This window comes from Butyrivibrio sp. AE3006, from assembly GCF_000424165.1.
Taxonomy (GTDB): domain Bacteria; phylum Bacillota; class Clostridia; order Lachnospirales; family Lachnospiraceae; genus Butyrivibrio.
Map to the genome: position 1 here is coordinate 35923 of NZ_KE384144.1, position 18493 is coordinate 54415.

Consider the following 18493-nt stretch of genomic DNA (forward strand, 5'->3'; position numbering starts at 1 on the left):
ATAAGAGAATTGAAGCTGCTCAAGCAGAGGAAATCGGGAAAAAGCTCAAAATAGAGGCGTGGAGCAGGAAAAGGGCTGAGAATATCAACGATTCAAGCAGATAAAATCGGAAAAAAGGCCAAAATAGAGGCGTGAAGCAGGAAAAGACCTGAGAATATCAACGATTCAAGCAGAGAAAATCGCAAATTTCCTCAAAATAGAGGCGCACGTCAACAACCGAATATCAGAGGCATTCATTTCACAACATAACAAAACTTCCGGATCCTTAAAAAGACCCGGAAGTTTTTTATCCCGTAACCTCATCATATATCTTCTCAAGCTTATCAATATGTGCATCAAAGCTATATTTTTCTGTAGCAATCTCAAGACTCTTCTTTGCGGCAAAGACATAAGCCTCATAACTTGATAGATAATCCATAATGCCCTGCGCCATGCCTGATGCATCCTGAGGCGCATAGAGCTTGCCGTTTACATCCTTTGCCACAACCTGGGGGATACCGCCAACCTCTGTGGACACAATGGGAAGAGCATATCCCATGGCTTCAAGTATTGACATGGGCATAGCCTCCATGTGGGAGGGCAGAAGGAAAATAGCACTTTCGCGAAGGAGCTTTTCTTTTTCATCTCCTGTAATCCATCCAGGCAAGATCACCGTATCCTGAAGCCCAAGTCTTTCAATCTCGGCTATAACAGGCTCTGTCTCACCTGTTCCGCCAAGAACAAAACGAACATCATCAAATTTCTTTTTTACTATATCCGCGATGGCAGGAATATCCACAACACCCTTTAGATTATCGAAACGTCCAAGATACAGGATCTGACGCTTGTTAAAACGCTCAGACAGAGAAGTATCAGCTGCCATCTCGGGATAAATCTTGCAATAATTGGAAACGACAGTAATCCTCTCAGCAGGCACAATCACCGACAGCTTTTCTTTCCATTCCTCAGACAGCACAACTATTTTTGTACAGTAGCCATAGATTTTGCGAACAAGGCATTTCTTAAAGCTCCCTGCATTGGTGTAAAGCTCATCAAGAGCTGAGCCGTGGATGTGGTTGATAATTGGAATTTTCCTGTTGTGGGCCATTATGATGATGGGCATTTTTCTAAAAAAGCTTGGTCCAAAGGATGAATGTACATGAACAGCATCCGGTCTGTTTGTCCTTAGTACGCATCTAAATTCCCTGTAGGCACCCAGTGCCTTAGAGAGTTTTTTCCACTTGGAGCCGTCACAGTAAGATTCCACGTAGGTTATATCAAAATCATCTTCAAGACGGCTTCCGTAGTAATTTTCGATAACTGCGGCGATTCCGCCCTTTACCGTGCGCTCCTGCACTATCATGCAAATTTTTTTTCTGTTATTAGAAGTAGCCACAAATAGACCTCACTGTCATAAATGATAGGCTAATCTTATCATTATAAGGAGTTTTTGTAAAAAAATGATTTCTGCCGGGGACTTATCAAATAGTAGATTTTATAGGGGAAATTAGCGTAAAATGGAATATATAAATTCTAAAAGTTGCTAAATGGAGTGAGGGTATGAAACTTAATCTGAAATGGATGCGGGATTATGAACAGCTCCGCAAGGAAAAGGAAAATGCTGAGCTTGAAGCGGAACGCAAGATGGAGTATTTTGCCAGCGTTGCGCATGAGATCAGAACGCCCATCAATGCCATTATGGGTTATGATGAGCTGATCCTTCGTGAGTACAACGATCCTGCCCTCAGACAGTATGCCAGCAGTATCAGATCTGCTGCCAACACTCTTTTGTCCATAATAAATGATTCCCTTGATTATTCCAGAATACAAGCAGGGAAAATGCGCCTTTTTCCCGCAGAGTACGACCTTGGTGCTGTAATAGAAGAGCTGGCTGAGATGATCCGCCCAAGGGCGGCATCCAAAGGCCTTGAACTTAAAAACTATGTAAATGAGCAGACACCCAGATTCCTCTACGGCGACTGTGACAGACTTAAGCAGTGCATCATGAATCTTTTGACCAACGCTGTTAAGTACACGGAGGAAGGCGAGATTACTTTTTCTGTTGACTATGAGATGCTTGATGAAAACAGTGAGCGCGGCAACAGCCAGATGCTTTTGAAAATATCTGTAAGAGATACGGGTATTGGTATCAGAAATGAGGATATGGGCAGACTCTATAATCCCTTTGAGAGAATAGAGGAGGAGAAAAATAAATATGTTGAGGGCACAGGCCTTGGTATTTCCATCGTAAAGGAAATCCTCGGACTTATGGGCTCTAAGCTTGAGCTTGAAAGTGTATACGGCGAGGGCAGTAATTTCCATTTTGCAATTAAGCAGGAAGTTATGAAAATGAGCCCCATCGGTGATTTCGAGCAGCTCTATGCCGAGAATATTGTAAGTAAGGAAAAATACAACACTAAGTTTCTTGCGCCAAATGTGAAGATACTGGTGGTGGATGATGCGGATCTGAACCTCTCTGTTATGGAGGAACTTTTAAAAGATACCAGAATGCAGGTGGATTCAGCACTTAGCGCTACCACAGGACTTGAGCTTGCATATAAGAGAAAATATGACATTATTTTCATAGATCTTAGAATGCCCGGGATGAACGGCGAAGAGATGGTAAGGCTTATAAGGGGTAAGGATTCTGATAGTAAAAGCAAAAGGATAAACAGATGGAAGAAGGATAAGAAGGGTGATGACAGAAGCGGCGAGCATGCCGGAATAAACAGGAACACGCCCTGTATCGCACTTTCCGGTGGAACACTTCAGGAGATGCAGGATAAGCGCGGTTTTGCCGACTATCTGCTAAAGCCCGTTTTATATAAGGAACTGGAGGAGGTTCTATTAAAGTACCTTCCTGCAGACAAGGTAAAAACCATCGATAATTCAAGCAGAAATAAGTCAGCAAGAGAGGCAGACTCAAGAGTTGAGAAAGCTGCCGAGATACTTAGACGCAGACAGAACAAGGAACTGGGAGCGGGAGAATAAATTGGCAACGAAATATAACATTTTTCTGGAGTTATCAGCAATACCCTTTGACGTGATCCTATGCGGGTTTTTCTGGTACAAATATAGAGACAACACCAAGATAAACAGGGAGTTCCGCGCTTTCTCAATTCTGGTGCTTTTGGGAACGACAATGGATGTTATCGCCGGAATTTGCATTGGCTATGACGGCGTAATTCATCCTGCCATTATGTATGTAGTAAACACTCTGAACTATGTTTTGGCAACCTGGGCATCATATCAGTTTGTAAAATATGTAACTGCTTATTCCGGCTTTGAGTGGAGAAATACCGGAGGCGCGGTTATCAACAGAACGGCATTTCTTATCTATTTTGTACTTCTGATACAGAATCTTTTTACGGGCACAGTTTATAGCTACGATGCTGCAAGACATTTTGTGCCCGGGGCGTTTTTCAATATTGTTGTGTATATTTATCCGCTGTACTTCATTGTATTTGGCGGCATTTATATTCTAAGTCACAGTGAAAAATACTCCTTTGGTATGAAATTGTCGCTGATATTTACCTTCGCATTCACTCTTGCGCTGTATGTAATCCAGATGCTGGTGGATCAGTACCTGTTGGTTACTTTCTTCGCAGGATCCGCAGCGCTGTTTACCATGTTCCTGACCTTGGAGACCCCTGATTATTCTAAACTTATGAGGACCATGGAAGAATTGTCCATTTCCAAGAGAGAGCTTGAAGCCTCCGGTATACGAGCAACAGAAGCAAGCCGTGCAAAAAGTAGATTTCTGGCGCAGATGTCCAACGAAATAAGAACTCCTGTTAACGCCATAATGGGATACAGTAACCTGATACTGGCGGATACCGGTGAGGACAGCACCAGAGAGTACACTCAGAGAGTAAAAATATCTGCTAAGAGACTTCTTGTGTTTTTTGAAAACGTCCTTAATTTCGTATCAGAGGAAAATGAGAGTCCATCTCCAAGAAGACTTCCTTCCATGGCAGAGCTGATAGAGAGCACTGATGAACAGTCATTTTTGGATGATACGGGTTCCTCATCCCACAAGGTTGTAAGCGGTGCATCCAGAATAAGGATTCTGGTTGTTGACGATGCGGAGATGAACGTGGATCTGATGGTCAGAATGCTGAGACCCATGGGCTTTACCGTTGATACTGCATCTAACGGCAAGCAGGCTATCCTTCAGGTAAGAAAATTTCACTACGATCTCATTTTCATGGATCATCTGATGCCTGTAATGGACGGCGTAACTGCTCTTTCACAGCTTCGGGATGAAAAGCTTTGCGAGAATACACCAGTAATCATGCTGACAGCCAATGCCATAACGGGTGAAGAGGAGAAATATTTAAAGAAAGGCTTTGCTGCTTATCTTACAAAGCCCTTCACAGAGAGCAATATAAGGGACCTTTTGAAGAGATTCCTTCCCATGCCTGAAAGCGGATGGGACGAAGAAGCTGATATAAGCGAATGGGAAGCACTGCAGGAAAAACTTCCCACTGTCAGAGTTGCGGATGCAAGAAATCATCTGCTTCACGACATAGTTTTATACAGACAGCTCCTTACGGCATTTGCTGAAAACGATGTGTCGGGTGACCTTTCCGCAGCCATCAGAAAAGGCGACTACACGGTATGCAGGGCTCTTATCAGAGAGCAGCGAGACTGTGCTGTTTTCCTTGGAGCAGAGAGTCTTGTGAAAAAAGCGGACAGGCTAGAAGTCCTTCTTAAAAAGAGTGAATTCGAACTTATGAGAGAAAGAATCGGATCCTTTGTTGCAGAGAAAAATCTACTTGCAGATCAGATCCGTATGATAGGTGAGAGCGTTGAGTAAAAAAATCCTAGCAGTGGATGATTCCGTTGTTGAGACCATGTATTTAAAGGGCTTTGCAGGAAAAATCGATGACGTAACATTTGAATATGCAAAAAGCCATGAAGAGGCAATAAAGCTCTGTAGTCAGGAGAAGTTTGGCCTCATTCTCATTGATGAATGTATGCCGGACGGCGATGCCTTTGGACTTCTGGCTGCCATAAGAGAGCTGGATGATTTAAATGCCAAAACACCTGCCATTGCCATGGGAAACCCCTCTGATTTTGCAGGGGAGGAATATCTTGAAAAAACAGGCTTTGCCAATTATCTCGAAAAACCTGTGGACTTTTATATGCTAAAAGCTGCCATATCATTGTATTCATTATGAATTTCGGGGGAAGAAAATGATGATAATAGATCCAAGATATGAGATTGCTGCAGTATTTTTTGACCTTGTAATATGTGCATTTGTTAATCTCATTTATACGGACTCATCGAAATCAACCAAAGCGTTCAGAAAACTCGCGGCATATCTCACAATCGCGACTATTATTGATGCCCTGACCTGCATAGCCATCGGAATGGGATCGCAGCTGTCCGTTTTTTCGCATTATCTGCTGCACTCGCTGAATATATTATCATCCACGCTGGCGTCTGCATCCTATGTGGAATACGTTATAGCCTGTGTAAATGTTGATCCGAGAAAGCTTGCTTTTAACAAGATAAATCTCGCCATATTTGTTGTGCAGGTATTCCTGGTTCTTCAAAATGTTCTTACAGGATACGTCTTTTCATATACCGTGGAAGGCGGCTATGTTCATGGGATGTTTTTCTATGTGGCATCTGCCATTATTCCGCTGTACTATCTGATTCTGGCATCGGGGTTTGTGGCCGTTAACAAATCAAGCTATACCATGCTGCAGCTTGTAAGTATGGCGATTTCCACAGTTGTGCTTGTAACGGTATACATGGCTCAGATTTTCGTCTTTAAATCAGCATCACTTGCCTTTTTTGCGGCATCGCTGGCGCTGCTGATGCTGTTTTTTACATTGGAGACTCCCGATTTTCACAGACTTGAAAAGACCATCGATAAGCTTGAAAAAGCAGAGAAAGAAGCTCTCGAAGCAAGGAGAAGAGCAGAAGAAGCCAATGATGTAAAAAGTGAGTTCCTCTCTCAGATGTCCCATGAGATAAGAACGCCCATCAATTCAATCCTTGGCTTTAACAATTTCATCCTGGAAAATACCAAAGAAAATCTAACCTCCGAGTATGCGTCCAAGATAAAGAGCGCAGGAGAGAATCTGCTGGCATTTTTCAATAACCTCTTAAGTCTCATATCCCAGAGCGGTGATGAGGAAGTTGATATTAAGAGCCTTTTTGAGTACACATCCCTTATCGATAATGATACGGACGAGGTTCTGGTGCCCATTATGCCTAAAGCTTCTGTTCTTGTGGTGGATGATAATGCCATGAATGTGGACCTTCTTATAAGAATCCTTAAAAAGACAGAAGTTATCACAGATACGGCAGCTGACGGCCAAAAGGCTCTGATGAAGCTTAGGAAAAAGAACTATGACCTCATCATAATGGACTACATGATGCCTATTATGGACGGCGTTGAGAGCCTCAGTATCATGCGTGAAGAGAGGCTGTGCCCCGGATCTCCTGTTGTAATGCTGACAGCAGGCGGCCTTCGCGGAGATGAGGAGCGCTTTAAGGAACTTGGTTTTGATGCATACCTTACAAAGCCTGTTGTTGCTAACACGCTCTATGAGCTTCTTGCAGATATCATGCCACTTGAGCTGATCGAGCAGAGAGTATCTCTTGAGCATCTTTTTTATAAGGAGAAAAAGGGAGAGCTCGAAACGGCAGCACCGCCTGCTAAAAAGAGGAGCCTTGCTGAGATATTCACTGATCTTGATACCAAGGCGGGACTTAATTACTGCATGGATGATGAGGAATTCTATCTCTCACAGCTTGAGATGTTCGTAGATAGCGGTAAAGGTGATGAACTTGAAGGATTCTGCAATGAAAAGGATTATGATAATTACCTGATCTCCGTTCATGCCCTTAAGAGTACTGCCAGAACCATCGGTGCCAATGCCCTGGCTGATGAAGCTCTTGCTCTTGAAAATGCCATAAAAGAAGGAAGGACTGAGGCTGTTGATTCAGATCACGGACAGCTTAAGATCCATTTTGATGAGCTTTCAGAAAAGCTTAGAAACGGCCTTGATGAGTACAAAAACCAGAGTTCTGCTCCCGCACTGCCGCAGGATTCTGCAATTCCTGAGATTGCACTATCTGCAAGAGACCAGGCAGAGCAGAAAAACCTGTCGCTCCAGATACTTCTCGCCCTGGCAAATACTGTGGATGCAAGGGAAGTAAGCGGCAATGGACGTTCCATGCGAGTTGCCAAATACGCAACTGAGATCGCAAGGCGTTTTGGTAAAAGCGATGAGGAGCTTAAGGATATTTATTCCATGGCCCTTGTGCATGATATAGGAAAACTTATTATCCCCGAGAAAATCTTAAGAAAGCCTGACAGTCTCACAGAGGATGAGTCTGAGATAGTAAGGCAGCACCCTGTAATCGGCTACGAGATTCTAAGAAACGTATCAGAGCTTCCCGGCCTTGCTACAGGTGCCAGATGGCATCACGAGAGATATGACGGAACAGGCTATCCCGACGGACTTGTGGGAGATGAGATACCCGTTGAAGCCCGCATAATCGGAATAGCAGATGCCTATGATGCCATGACCAGCGAGCGTCCCTATGCACCTGTTATGCCGCCTACCCGCATAATAAAAGAGCTGGAGCGAAACAAGGGAGTTCAGTTCGATCCGGCTCTTGTGGATATTCTTATTCAGATGATTAATGAAAGTATGTGATTTAGCTTAAGGAATTCATGGCATAATCTGCCAGAAGTCTTGCAGCTTCGCGCATACTCTCGCGGCGAATGTGAACAGTATCGCCGTCCTTCATGACAAACATTTGCAGATCCTTATCCACGCTCTTTACATGAGCAATGTTTACAAGAAAGCTCTTGTGAGTCCGCATGAAAGTGTCATCCGGAGTCTGTGCTTCGATATCGTCAAGCTTGCCGGTGAACTGAAGTACTGCTCCGTTGGCCATATGCATGAAAATAGTGTGGGTATTCTGCTCCACATAACATATCTTTTCATAGGAAAAGGTCATGTCCTTGCCATTAATACGCACAGTGACACCTCCCTGTCCGCCCTTCATCTGCTGGGCAAGGGTCAAAACCTCTGATACCTCCGTGGGATCAAAGGGCTTCATAAGATATCGGATGACTCTGTTTTTATATCCCTCCATTGCATAGTCGCGACTGGAGGTAGCAAATGCGATGGGAACTGAAGCGTCGATGGCTCTAATCTTGGTAGTAGCATCAACTCCGCCCATTCCGGGCATCAATATATCCATGAAAATAAGATCATATATTCCGGGACGAAATGCATTAATGAATGCTTCTCCTGATTCAAAAAGGTCGACCTGAGAACCTGGAAGAATTTTGTCGACCAAAAACTGAAGTTGTCTGCGCTGAGCCTGTTCATCGTCGCAGACCGCTATTTTTAATGTGTTAGATTCGCTCATAAGAAAGTATCGCTCCTTTATTAAATATATTATATTTCATGCGGAAAATTTGGGCAAGAGCACAAAAATCTGAATTGTCAAGTACGAGTTTTGAACAAAACTGTTCATTTTCCGTAAACAATCTATCATCTTGGCAGATTATAATATAAGAGCAGTTAATATGTTTTTTATATTAGGTGATGGGGAGATGGAAAATAATAGTTTGAAGAACGTAATTACTACGCTTGTTCGCATGGCTATCACGGCATGTGTAGTTTTTGCGTTCTTCGGGCAAAGTATGAATCATACGCTTCATGTACGGGCCATGGAGAAGCATACTGAGAGAATAATCTTTACAGCTCCAAGTGCAGAGAAATTGTATGATGGTACGCCGCTAAGAGAACAGATAGACGTAACCGCTCAGGGGTTGCCTGAGGGTTATACATATAAAGCAGTTGCTGAGGGAAGCGTTACATATCCTGAAGATAATACAGAAGATAACAATATTGTTACTGACTATATAATATATGATCCAAACGGCCTTAATGTTACGGATCAGTTTGTAAATGTAGTGACAAGACCCGGGACTCTCAGAGTCAGCTACACCAAGGAGAACGTCCTTGGCGCAAGGCGCGACAGGGCTACGGGTAAGGAGATAGCTGTTAATACAGATAGTAGTCAGGAAGTGGTTATCGAGGATGAGGGGACACCTCTTGCAGATGGCGCAGGAAATACCGCAATTAAAGGTAACACGCCGGATACCTCTGTAGAAATTTTTATCTATGGGATTCTTTTTCTTATAATGCTCATAGTTTTTGGATTATTCATAACAGATAGTAGCAAAATGAGGGCAAAATGAAATCTATTCAGCAAAAAATAATGCTGCTTACTACGGTGGCGATAGTGATTGTCGCTATTGTTGTAGGCACGTCGGCGGTTTTTAATCTGATACAGGTGGGTGAGTACGATTCTGCTCAAATTCTGAATCTGACCTGTGCAAAGGAAGCGACAGCAATCAACAGGACACTTTACGACGCTGAAGAAGCGGTAAGTATTCTTGCTGATTACGCTGAGGAGCGCCTTTTTTCCGTAGAAAAGCTGGCAAGTGATGCGGACTACAGAGACAGTTACACTGTACAGCTTGGAAATATCTTTGCAAATGTCGCGGCTAATGTTTCCGGTACAATTGCATATTATGTTGTTTACAACCCGGCCATCATTGAATCCGAAGGCGGTCTGTATTATGTGTTTGATGAAGATACAAGGACTTTTTCTCCCGAAGAGCCCATAATGATAGCTGCTATTGAAAAGGGAGATAAAGATTCAATAGCGTGGTGGTATGAGCCTCTTGAAACAGGAGAGCCCACATGGATAGATCCTTTTTATGATCCGGTTTCTGACAGAGAGATTATTTCACATATTATCCCTCTTTATTATGGGGATATCCTGATAGGCGAAGCCGGCGTGGATATTGACTTCTCTGGGATTGTAGAGGATGTTAAGAACGTTAAGTGCTATGAGACGGGATACGGCAGCCTGGCAGACGATAAGGGGACGGCGTACTATAATCCCAACTATGAAAAAGGCACGCTCATGAGCGAGATGGATGTCAGCGAAGGCCTGACCTTTGATGCAGAGAGTAACGGCGAAGAACTTATGACCTACTATTTCCATAATGTTCAGAAGCAGATGGCATATACGACTTTGGCCAACGGAATGAGGCTTATGATCACAGCGCCCACCAAAGAGATAAATGCTGTCAGCAACAAGCTTGTAAGACAGGTTATCATTTCTACTATATTAGTACTTTTCATTTTCTTCTTCGTAACTCTTATGGTTTCAAGAAGAATTACTGAGCCCCTTAAGGAGCTTGCTGAGGTTGCCAAGAAGATCAATGAAGGCGAGCTTGAAGTTACCTTCCCTAAAGAGACCAAGGATGAGGTAGGAGCACTTACCCATGTCCTCGAAAAAATGGTGCATCATCTAAAGCATCATATAGATGACCTCAATTCTCTGGCTTTTCATGATTCACTTACAGGTGTAAAAAATAAGACAGCCTATGATGAAGCTGTAGCCAAGCTTGATGAGATGGAGGGCGATAAGGAGTATGGCATTGTAGTAATGGATGCCAATAATCTGAAGAAGATAAATGATACCTATGGGCATGAGAAAGGCAACATCTATCTGAAAAATGCCTGCAAGCTTACCTGTAGGATTTTCAAGGGAAGTCCTGTATTCAGAGTAGGTGGAGATGAGTTTGTCGTTATTCTTCAGGGTGATGATTATGAGAATTGCTACAAGCTGATGCGCGATTTTGATGTTGAAGCAGAGAAACATAATAAACGTACCAAGAACGAATGGGAAAAGATAAATATTGCAAAAGGCATGGTTAAATATGAGCCAGGTACCGATCAGAATGCAGAGGCTGTATTCAAGCGGGCAGATGCCAGAATGTACGTGGCAAAACAGAAGATGAAGCTGGCGGAAATATCCTGATATCTTCTATATAAAGTAATAAATAATAGAGCCTATCAAATAAATGAAAAAATTTGTTTGATGGGTTCTTTTTGTGATGCTTAAAAATGGTGAAATTGGAAACACTTAAAAATATGCCGTTTCGCTATTGACATTTGTTAGCAGGTTTTTATGGAAACGAGATACGGAAAAATGGTATTGTCAAGTACGAGTTTTGAATAAAAAATTTCATTTTCCGTAAACAAAAGTGAAAAGAAATTTCATATAATTAAAGAGTAACATGAGGTTGATAAACCCAATTTTTTTTCATTAGAGGGGGAATATCTATGAGAAAGAACATTGCTAGAAAGTTTGCACTGCTTTTGGCACTGACACTGCTTGTAACGACCTTTGGCTCTGATTACAACAGTATCGGCGTTCGCGCTGATGAAGGTGCCCCCGAGCAGGCAGAAGACGTTGATTACAGCCCTGTGTTTTCCGAGCCTATCGGCGCTGAGCAGGAAACTCCTGCAGAAGAGGAGATTCAGGAAGAACCTGAAGAAGAACAGGAAGAACCTGAAGAGGAAGCTCCTGCAGAAGAACCTCAGCCTGAACAGCAGGAAGAAGAACAGCCTGCACAGGAAGAGGAAGCTCAGCCTGAGGAGACTCCTGCAGCAGAGACACCTGCAGATGAGACTCCCGCGGAAGAGACACCTGCAGATGAGACACCTGCAGCAGAGACTCCGGCGGACGAAACACCCGCAGAGGCACCTGCAGAAGACGCTCCCGCAGCAGAGACTCCTGCAGACGAGACGCCTGCAGCAGAGACACCTGCAGATGAAACACCCGCAACAGCAGTTACGATCAGATTCGTAGCCGGCGAAGGTGGAACAGTTTCTAAGGAAGCCGAGACTGTTGATATGAGTATAGAAGGCGCTGCATTTGAAGGCGCTTTGGCAACAGCTAATGAAGGCTTTGAGTTTGTAAACTGGACAAACGTTGAAGGTACTCCTGTTTGCGAGACAGCTGCATTTGCACCTGTTGGCGATCAGATTATCAACGAAGCAGTTTATACAGCTAACTTCAAGGCAGCGGAAGTTGTTAAAGAAGAAAAGGTAGAAGAGCCTGAAGAAGAAATGCCTGCAAAGGATTTCGAGGATGTTACAGATAATAATGTTACCGTTAAGGTAAGTGCTCCTGAAGGTGCATTTCCTGTAGGTACAACAATGTCTGTATCAGACGTTACAAATCCTGAGATCATAGATGCTGTTAAGGATGCGGCAAACAGTGACGTAGAGAACAGCAAGCAGGAAGCTGTTGCTGTTGACATCACATTCAGAAATGAAAAAGGTGAAGAGATCGAGCCTAAGTGCGCTATTAGCGTAGCCATCTATAGCCCGATTATTGAAAAAGAGAATTCAACTCTTGTACACGTAGATGATGAGCAGAAGGCAGAAGTAGTAGATGCAAGCTTCAAGGAAGATAAGGCAGAGTTTACTTCTGATGAGTTCTCAATTTACGCTATCGTTGTTGATCCCAAGCCTGAAGTACAGACTCCCAGACGTACATATAAGTTCCAGGATTCTGACGGAACACCTTATATGTTCACAAATGAGGAAGGTGAGGAAGTAGACAACCAGATTATTAAGAATGGTGAAGCTCTTGCAGAGATTCCTGCTCCTTATTCCACAGGAATGGAATTCATCGGATGGTATGAATATGATACAGAGGGTGGTGCATATACAGAAAACAAGATTACATTTGGCGCCGCTATCGATTTATCTGCCCTTACAAAAGATGAAGAAGTTATCGTAAGAGCTAAATACAAGAATTCTTACATTATTACATACCTTAGCGAGCCTAAGGGTGAGAACAACGAGAGAGCTATTCTTGAAACTGTAGAGGTTTTAACTGAGGATGGTTCCTGCAAAATTGATTACAACTATGAAGCTTCAGATCCCGAGACATCTGCATTCCTCGGCTGGAAGCTTGAGAATCCTGCTCAGCAGAGCAGTGTAACTATTGATGGAACATGGCCTGACTACATCGCTAATGGTACAGAGGTGAAGATAAAAGATAACATCACACTTATACCCTATGTACCTACAGGACATTGGCTCATTTTCCATGAGAATGGTAAAGGCGCATCCTATACACCTTCAGCATTTGTTGAAGGCGGCGTGCTTAACGATGAAAACAGGGATAGTTACATACCTGCAGATCCTAAAAGAAAAGGTTATGATTTTGCAGGATGGTATACTTGTAAGGTAAACCCTAAAGATCATAAGCCTTACGTTGATGATAATGGAAATCCTGTAGATGAGAATAATAATCCATATGGAGAAGAGTATTCATTCCTAGGAACACTTGATAAAAATGTTGATCTTTTAGCTATGTGGACACCGGCAGGCACCGCTCCTTACACAGTCATTATCTGGAAACAAAATCTTAAAGGTGATGACTATGATTATGCAGAGTCTATTACAGTCCAGGATGCTCCTACCGGAGTTGTTGCCAGTGGAATAGTGCTTCATACAGCAGACTGCTATGCAACGATTAATGGAAAGAATTATGGTGGCCCTGAACCTGCTAATCTTAGGACTGCAATAAATAATAATGATCCTATGGTGAAATATGTAGGATTTAAACCGGTCCGCTACGACAGTACTAAGAAAATTAGTCCTGATGGAAATACTATTATCAATGTATATTTTGATAGAATAGAGTATGTATTCCAGTATAGACTTGCATTTTATAGAGGAAATTCTCTTCATGCCTATACTGATGGAAGCAGAACGCAGAGTAGAGAACTGACTAATCTGCCGGCAGATGCTTTTGCGGCAATATCAGAACGTGTTGGAAATAATTATGTTGTTACCAGAACAGCAAAGTACGGTCAGGATATAACAGGACTGTGGCCGAAGTATGAAGAGTTTGCAAGCTTAAAGGGTAAACTTGGAAGATTAAGAAACGCTGATGCAGAGCTTGTCAGCTGGATACTTGATCCTAATGCTCAGGCATATACAGGAGGAGACAATCAGGGCGGTGAGACTGTAAAAGGTAAGCTTACCGTTATGGATGAGCAGCTTCTTGGAAATTGGAAGGATCCTAACGCTAACTATGTCGATGCCAGATATGATGGTAATCCATACAATTATTCATACTATATTTGTGTTGAAAAGGAAAACTCTACCGGGACAACAGCTAGAAATACTGCAACAACAAATGCAGCTTATGAAGCAGCGGAAACTATCGTTCATAATCGCGTAGAATACACATTAAAAGAAATAGTTCCCTCCAAAGCAAATTCTGATTATGGCGGACAGAAGGCTCCTGCTTATGAAGGATTTACAGCTCAAAAAGATGCAAATGGTAGATTTGTTTACGAGCAGTTGACAGAGAATGGCCAAAGTCGTGGTATGGCTTTCTACTACACAAGAAATACCTCCGGTATTACCTACATGGACGGTGCATATTATACAGGTAATGGAGTTAAGGTAGAAGGAATGGTACCGGATACTATCCTTAAGGAAGTTGAGGATATCAAATTCGCTACTGACTTGACATCATATAATAAGAATGTTAATGGTCAGCAAGGCGCGAACTATTATGTACCAACACCTAAGTATGAGGGAATAATATTTGATGGATGGTATAAAGATGCTGAATGTCAGGATCCTTATACATTCACTACTATGACTAAAGATCAGATTATAGTATATGCTAAGTGGATTCTGAAGCAGTACAGAGTAATTCTTCATCCAAATGCTTATGAAGACGACGGAACAACAAAAAAGGCCGGATATTTTATTGGAAATCAGGGCATGTCATTCCGTGTAGATTACAATGATCTGGTTTCTCCTACATCTCCTACTGCTGATGATTATGAGTTTGTAGGTTGGTACAGGGATACGGAATTTTCAGAACTTTTCAGTTGTGCTGCAACAGCATTGAATGATACTTCTGTTATTACTCCTTATGATCGAACAGGACCTACAGAGTATGATCAGCTTGGTAATGCTACAAGTGACATTAACGGTGATGAGCATCCTAAAGACAATGATGGTAATCCGTTGCCTCCTCGTTTTTGGATCACAAGAAGGCTTGATCTCTATGCTAAGTGGAGAAGCAAGCTTGCAGGTGCTAATGGTATCAACGTAGAATATGTTGATAACGATGGCAATGTACTGGAAAACCTTGATACTAAACTTTATTCAGATCATTCTGCAGCTATAGCTAAGGATTGTCCTGATAGTATTAAAAAGATTACTGTTAATGATGAGGAAAAGGTATTCGATCACTGGGTTGTTCAGAAGTATGAAAACTCAGCTTATACAAATTCCGACACTACAGTAACAGAAGGTAAGAGTTTCACAGTATATAAGAGATATGCTAAGGTGACAGCGAATTCTGATAATACACCTGAGAATCCTTCTTATACATATACTGTAAGACTTATTCCGGCATATAAGAGTGCTAAGAACGATAACATTAAGCTTACACATATCAACTATCACGGTAATGAAGGCACAACATCTCTTACAACAGATGCTAGCAAGAACCTTACCGTAAGTGATGATAAGGCAACTGCTTCCTATGAAAAGCTTCAGCTTAATACAGCTATAATACTTTCAGATGAAGGCTTTACAAGAGAACATTATACATTGGTAGGATGGGAAGACAGAGCTAACCAGAATACAGTGTATAAAGTTGGTGATAAGATTGGTGTAGATCAGAATAATCCTTTACCAAATGATCTCTATGCTGTATGGGAAATCAACAAGGCATCATACATCATCAGATACTACAAGGATGAAGTAGTAGAAGGGGGAACACCTCTTGCATCTGTAGAAAAAGGCCCTGTAGATGTTGGTACTCGTGTTGTTATCGAAGCAGGAGAAGCAGAAGGACAGCTCGATTACAAGAAGCCTGATTCCGGTTATGAATCCGGTGTACAGCAGGGATTGACAGAAGAAAAGCCTTATTATGAGGTACAGGATACTACTAAAGAGCAGTACATTGATGTATTGTATGTAGCTTCTTCTACATCCTACACAATCGAGTACTACAAGGGTGATGCTAATGGCAATCCTGTAGGAGATCCTATCGGTACAGAAACAGTTGATAATGTAACTGTTGGAAGTAGCGTAGGCCAGCTCGATGATGCAACAATAAATGCTAAGAGACCCGGCGGCTATAAGAATGGTGTTCAGAAGAATACAATTGAAACTATAGTTGCAGAAGCTTCAAATAATGTTATCAAGGTTGTTTATTCACCTATTAAGGTTACTGTAACTGTAAGAGGTAAGCAGTGCGAAACTGACTACGATGGAACAGAGAAGTCTCAGGCAGATTCAAATCTTAAAGATAAGACAGCGCCTAACGCAAATTGGGCTGACGGATGGATCATCGAATCTGTTGAAGCAGAGACAGGATATGAAGTATCTGAGAGTGACTTTACAATAAGCACAGTAGATTTAGGTCTTAAATATCCTCTGGTAAAGACAGACGCAGGTACATACGAGAATGAATTTACAGAGAACAACTTTGTAGCAACTCCTGTAGCAGGTAAAGAAGGCTTAGATATCGACATTGAGGTTGAGGATGGTTACCTTAAGATCAATAAGATTACTTCTAAGGTAATAGTAAAGATCAAGGGTGAGCAGGTTGAAACCTACTACACAGGTAACAAGCAGTCCACAGATGAATTCGAGACTGCCGGATTTAACGGAAATGGTTATGCAGTTGTATCCAAGCTTACAGAAGATAACAAGCCTGTAGCAGGTCTTGCAGATACCGATATCGTCCTTGCAGAAGGTAAAACGGCTGAGGCACATGGTACAGAATCAAGTGATGATCCTTATCCTATGAACCTCACAAAAGATCACTTCCAGTGCAGCAATGAGAATTTCACAGATGTGGAATTCGAGATTGTTGAAGGTGATGATGGTAAGACCAAAGACGGTTATATCCTGATTAAGCCTGTAGAAGGTATTGTAGTAACACTTCATGGCGAGATCCTTGAGACTCTTTACAGTGGAGAAGAGCAGTCAACCGCTGATGAGCAGTTCGAAGGTCTTGATAAGTTCACAGTTGATAGCATTAAGAAGGATGGTGAGGATTGCAATCTCATAGATGCTTCACAGATTATTCTTAAGGATGGTGAAGGAATCGCAACCGGTACAGATGTACAGGATGATCCTTATGCTATGGGTCTTACAGAGGATAGCTTTGAGTGTTCTAATAAGAACTATAAAGTAAGCTATATTATTACAAGTGATGGCGGGCTTAAGATAAATCCTGTTGAGCTGGTGGTTAGAGTTACAGGACACAACAATGGCGAAGGCGATCCCTGGACCGGCAAGGAAATTTCTGTAAAGGGATTTGATATCGGACTTGATGAAGAGTTTGCTCAGTCAACAAATACACCGGACGCAGTAAGCAAGTATGATATCGATAAATCTGTAGAGTTTGATGGAACCAAGATCGGCGAGCTTGAGAAAGAAGACGGAGCAATCGCTGTTCCTGTATTAACCAAAAAGAATGTTGGAACTTATCCTATGGGACTTGACCAGATGGATGAGAGAGAAAACTATACACGTTTTGTTAATACAGATACTAACTACCGCGTATTCTTCATGGTTGAAGATGGTTATCTGAAGATCAATCCTCCTGCAGGACTGTATACACTTACAGCTGAGACAATCGGCGGAGAAGAGCAGTTCTCAGGAAAGACCTGGACAGGTCCTGATTTTGATTACAAGATTTCCGGTGAGGCACCTAAGGAAGTACTAAGACCTATGGTTGAGGCTCTTAACAGCTTTATTGGTGGACTGACAAGCTTCTTCGGACTTAAGGCACATGCTACTACTGAAGAAGATCTGCACAGCTTTGAGATTGACGGCGTTACATTCTATGCTAAGGGACTTAGGGTAGAAGTAACTGCAAGAGACGTTGATACTTATGAGCTTGATCTTGTAGGAACACCTGTAATCATGGATGGTACCGGAGCTGATGCTACTGATGTAACAGAATTCTTCGATGTTGAACACATGACAATTATTAAGGGCAAGTTCAAGATCACACCTAAGCCTATTACTATTACATCAGGATCAGCAGAGAAGGTTTATGACGGTCAGCCGCTTAGAATGGAGTCTGCAACAAATAGTCCTGAGCTTGCAGAGGGTGATGCATTTACATACACCTTCACAAAGAGCCAGACAGAGGTTGGTGAGTGCGATAACGAGTTTGATTTCGCACCTGCAAATGAGCAGACCAAGGTTGGCAACTACCAGATTACCAAGGTTTACGGCAAACTTAAGGTAACAGCAACTACTGATACCAACAATGATGATGACGACGATGATGATGACGATGATGATAATCGCAGAGAACGTCGCCGCAACAACAATAACGCAGCTGACAATGATGATGACGATGACAACGATACACAGGTACTTGGCGCTAAGAGACCTGCAGATGAGCCTGCAGCAGTTCTCGGAGCAAAGAGAGAGCAGGAAGAGCCCGGTGTACTTGGAGCAAGAAGAGGTGGTACAGATGATAACACCAATGCTTCAAGAGTAATCGTTCTTCTCATTGCAGCCGGAGCAGTAGCAACAATCCTTGTTACCGGTAGAAAACGTAAGGAAGACGAAGAATAATTCGTTCGTTAAC

At 42.5% G+C, this 18493-nt stretch carries 9 protein-coding genes; 7 read left to right on the plus strand and 2 right to left on the minus strand.

Going from position 1 to position 18493, the window contains the following annotated elements:
- Positions 1-286: 286 nt before the first annotated feature.
- Positions 287-1375 (minus strand): glycosyltransferase family 4 protein, encoded by a 1089-nt coding sequence (locus G603_RS0115920; RefSeq protein WP_026670842.1) that lies wholly within the window; start codon positions 1373-1375, stop codon positions 287-289.
- Positions 1376-1539: 164 nt separating this feature from the next.
- Here G603_RS0115920 and G603_RS20755 point away from each other — a divergent pair, with 164 nt between their 5' ends.
- Genes G603_RS20755 through G603_RS23075 form a run of 4 tightly spaced genes read left to right on the plus strand, consistent with a single transcriptional unit; the run spans position 1540 to position 7662 of the window.
- Positions 1540-2970, plus strand: coding sequence for an ATP-binding response regulator (locus tag G603_RS20755; RefSeq protein ID WP_051207984.1), 1431 nt, complete (start codon positions 1540-1542; stop codon positions 2968-2970).
- 1 nt (position 2971) lies between these two features.
- Positions 2972-4798: a response regulator gene (locus G603_RS0115930; RefSeq protein ID WP_026670843.1), complete on the plus strand. Its 1827-nt coding sequence runs from the start codon at positions 2972-2974 to the stop codon at positions 4796-4798.
- On the plus strand, positions 4791-5162 hold the full coding sequence (locus tag G603_RS0115935; protein ID WP_026670844.1) for a response regulator: 372 nt from the start codon (positions 4791-4793) through the stop codon (positions 5160-5162). Before G603_RS0115930 ends, G603_RS0115935 begins: the two co-directional genes overlap by 8 nt.
- A gap of 16 nt (positions 5163-5178) precedes the next feature.
- Positions 5179-7662 carry an HD domain-containing phosphohydrolase gene (locus tag G603_RS23075; protein ID WP_051207986.1) on the plus strand — a complete coding sequence of 828 codons (2484 nt, stop codon included), beginning with the start codon at positions 5179-5181 and terminating at the stop codon, positions 7660-7662.
- A 1-nt stretch (position 7663) separates the two neighbouring features.
- Here the strand turns inward: G603_RS23075 and G603_RS0115945 are convergent, their stop codons facing one another.
- On the minus strand, positions 7664-8386 hold the full coding sequence (locus tag G603_RS0115945) for a LytR/AlgR family response regulator transcription factor (RefSeq protein WP_026524861.1): 723 nt from the start codon (positions 8384-8386) through the stop codon (positions 7664-7666).
- 160 nt (positions 8387-8546) lie between these two features.
- Between G603_RS0115945 and G603_RS0115950 the strand changes: the two genes are divergently transcribed.
- From G603_RS0115950 to G603_RS0115960, 3 genes are all read left to right on the plus strand, one after another.
- Positions 8547-9224, plus strand: coding sequence for a hypothetical protein (locus G603_RS0115950; protein WP_026670845.1), 678 nt, complete (start codon positions 8547-8549; stop codon positions 9222-9224).
- Entirely contained in the window at positions 9221-10861 is a 1641-nt protein-coding gene (locus G603_RS0115955) for a diguanylate cyclase (RefSeq protein WP_026670846.1), read from the plus strand. Before G603_RS0115950 ends, G603_RS0115955 begins: the two co-directional genes overlap by 4 nt.
- 305 nt (positions 10862-11166) lie before the next feature.
- Positions 11167-18480, plus strand: coding sequence for an InlB B-repeat-containing protein (locus G603_RS0115960; protein WP_026670847.1), 7314 nt, complete (start codon positions 11167-11169; stop codon positions 18478-18480).
- Positions 18481-18493 lie beyond the last annotated feature (13 nt).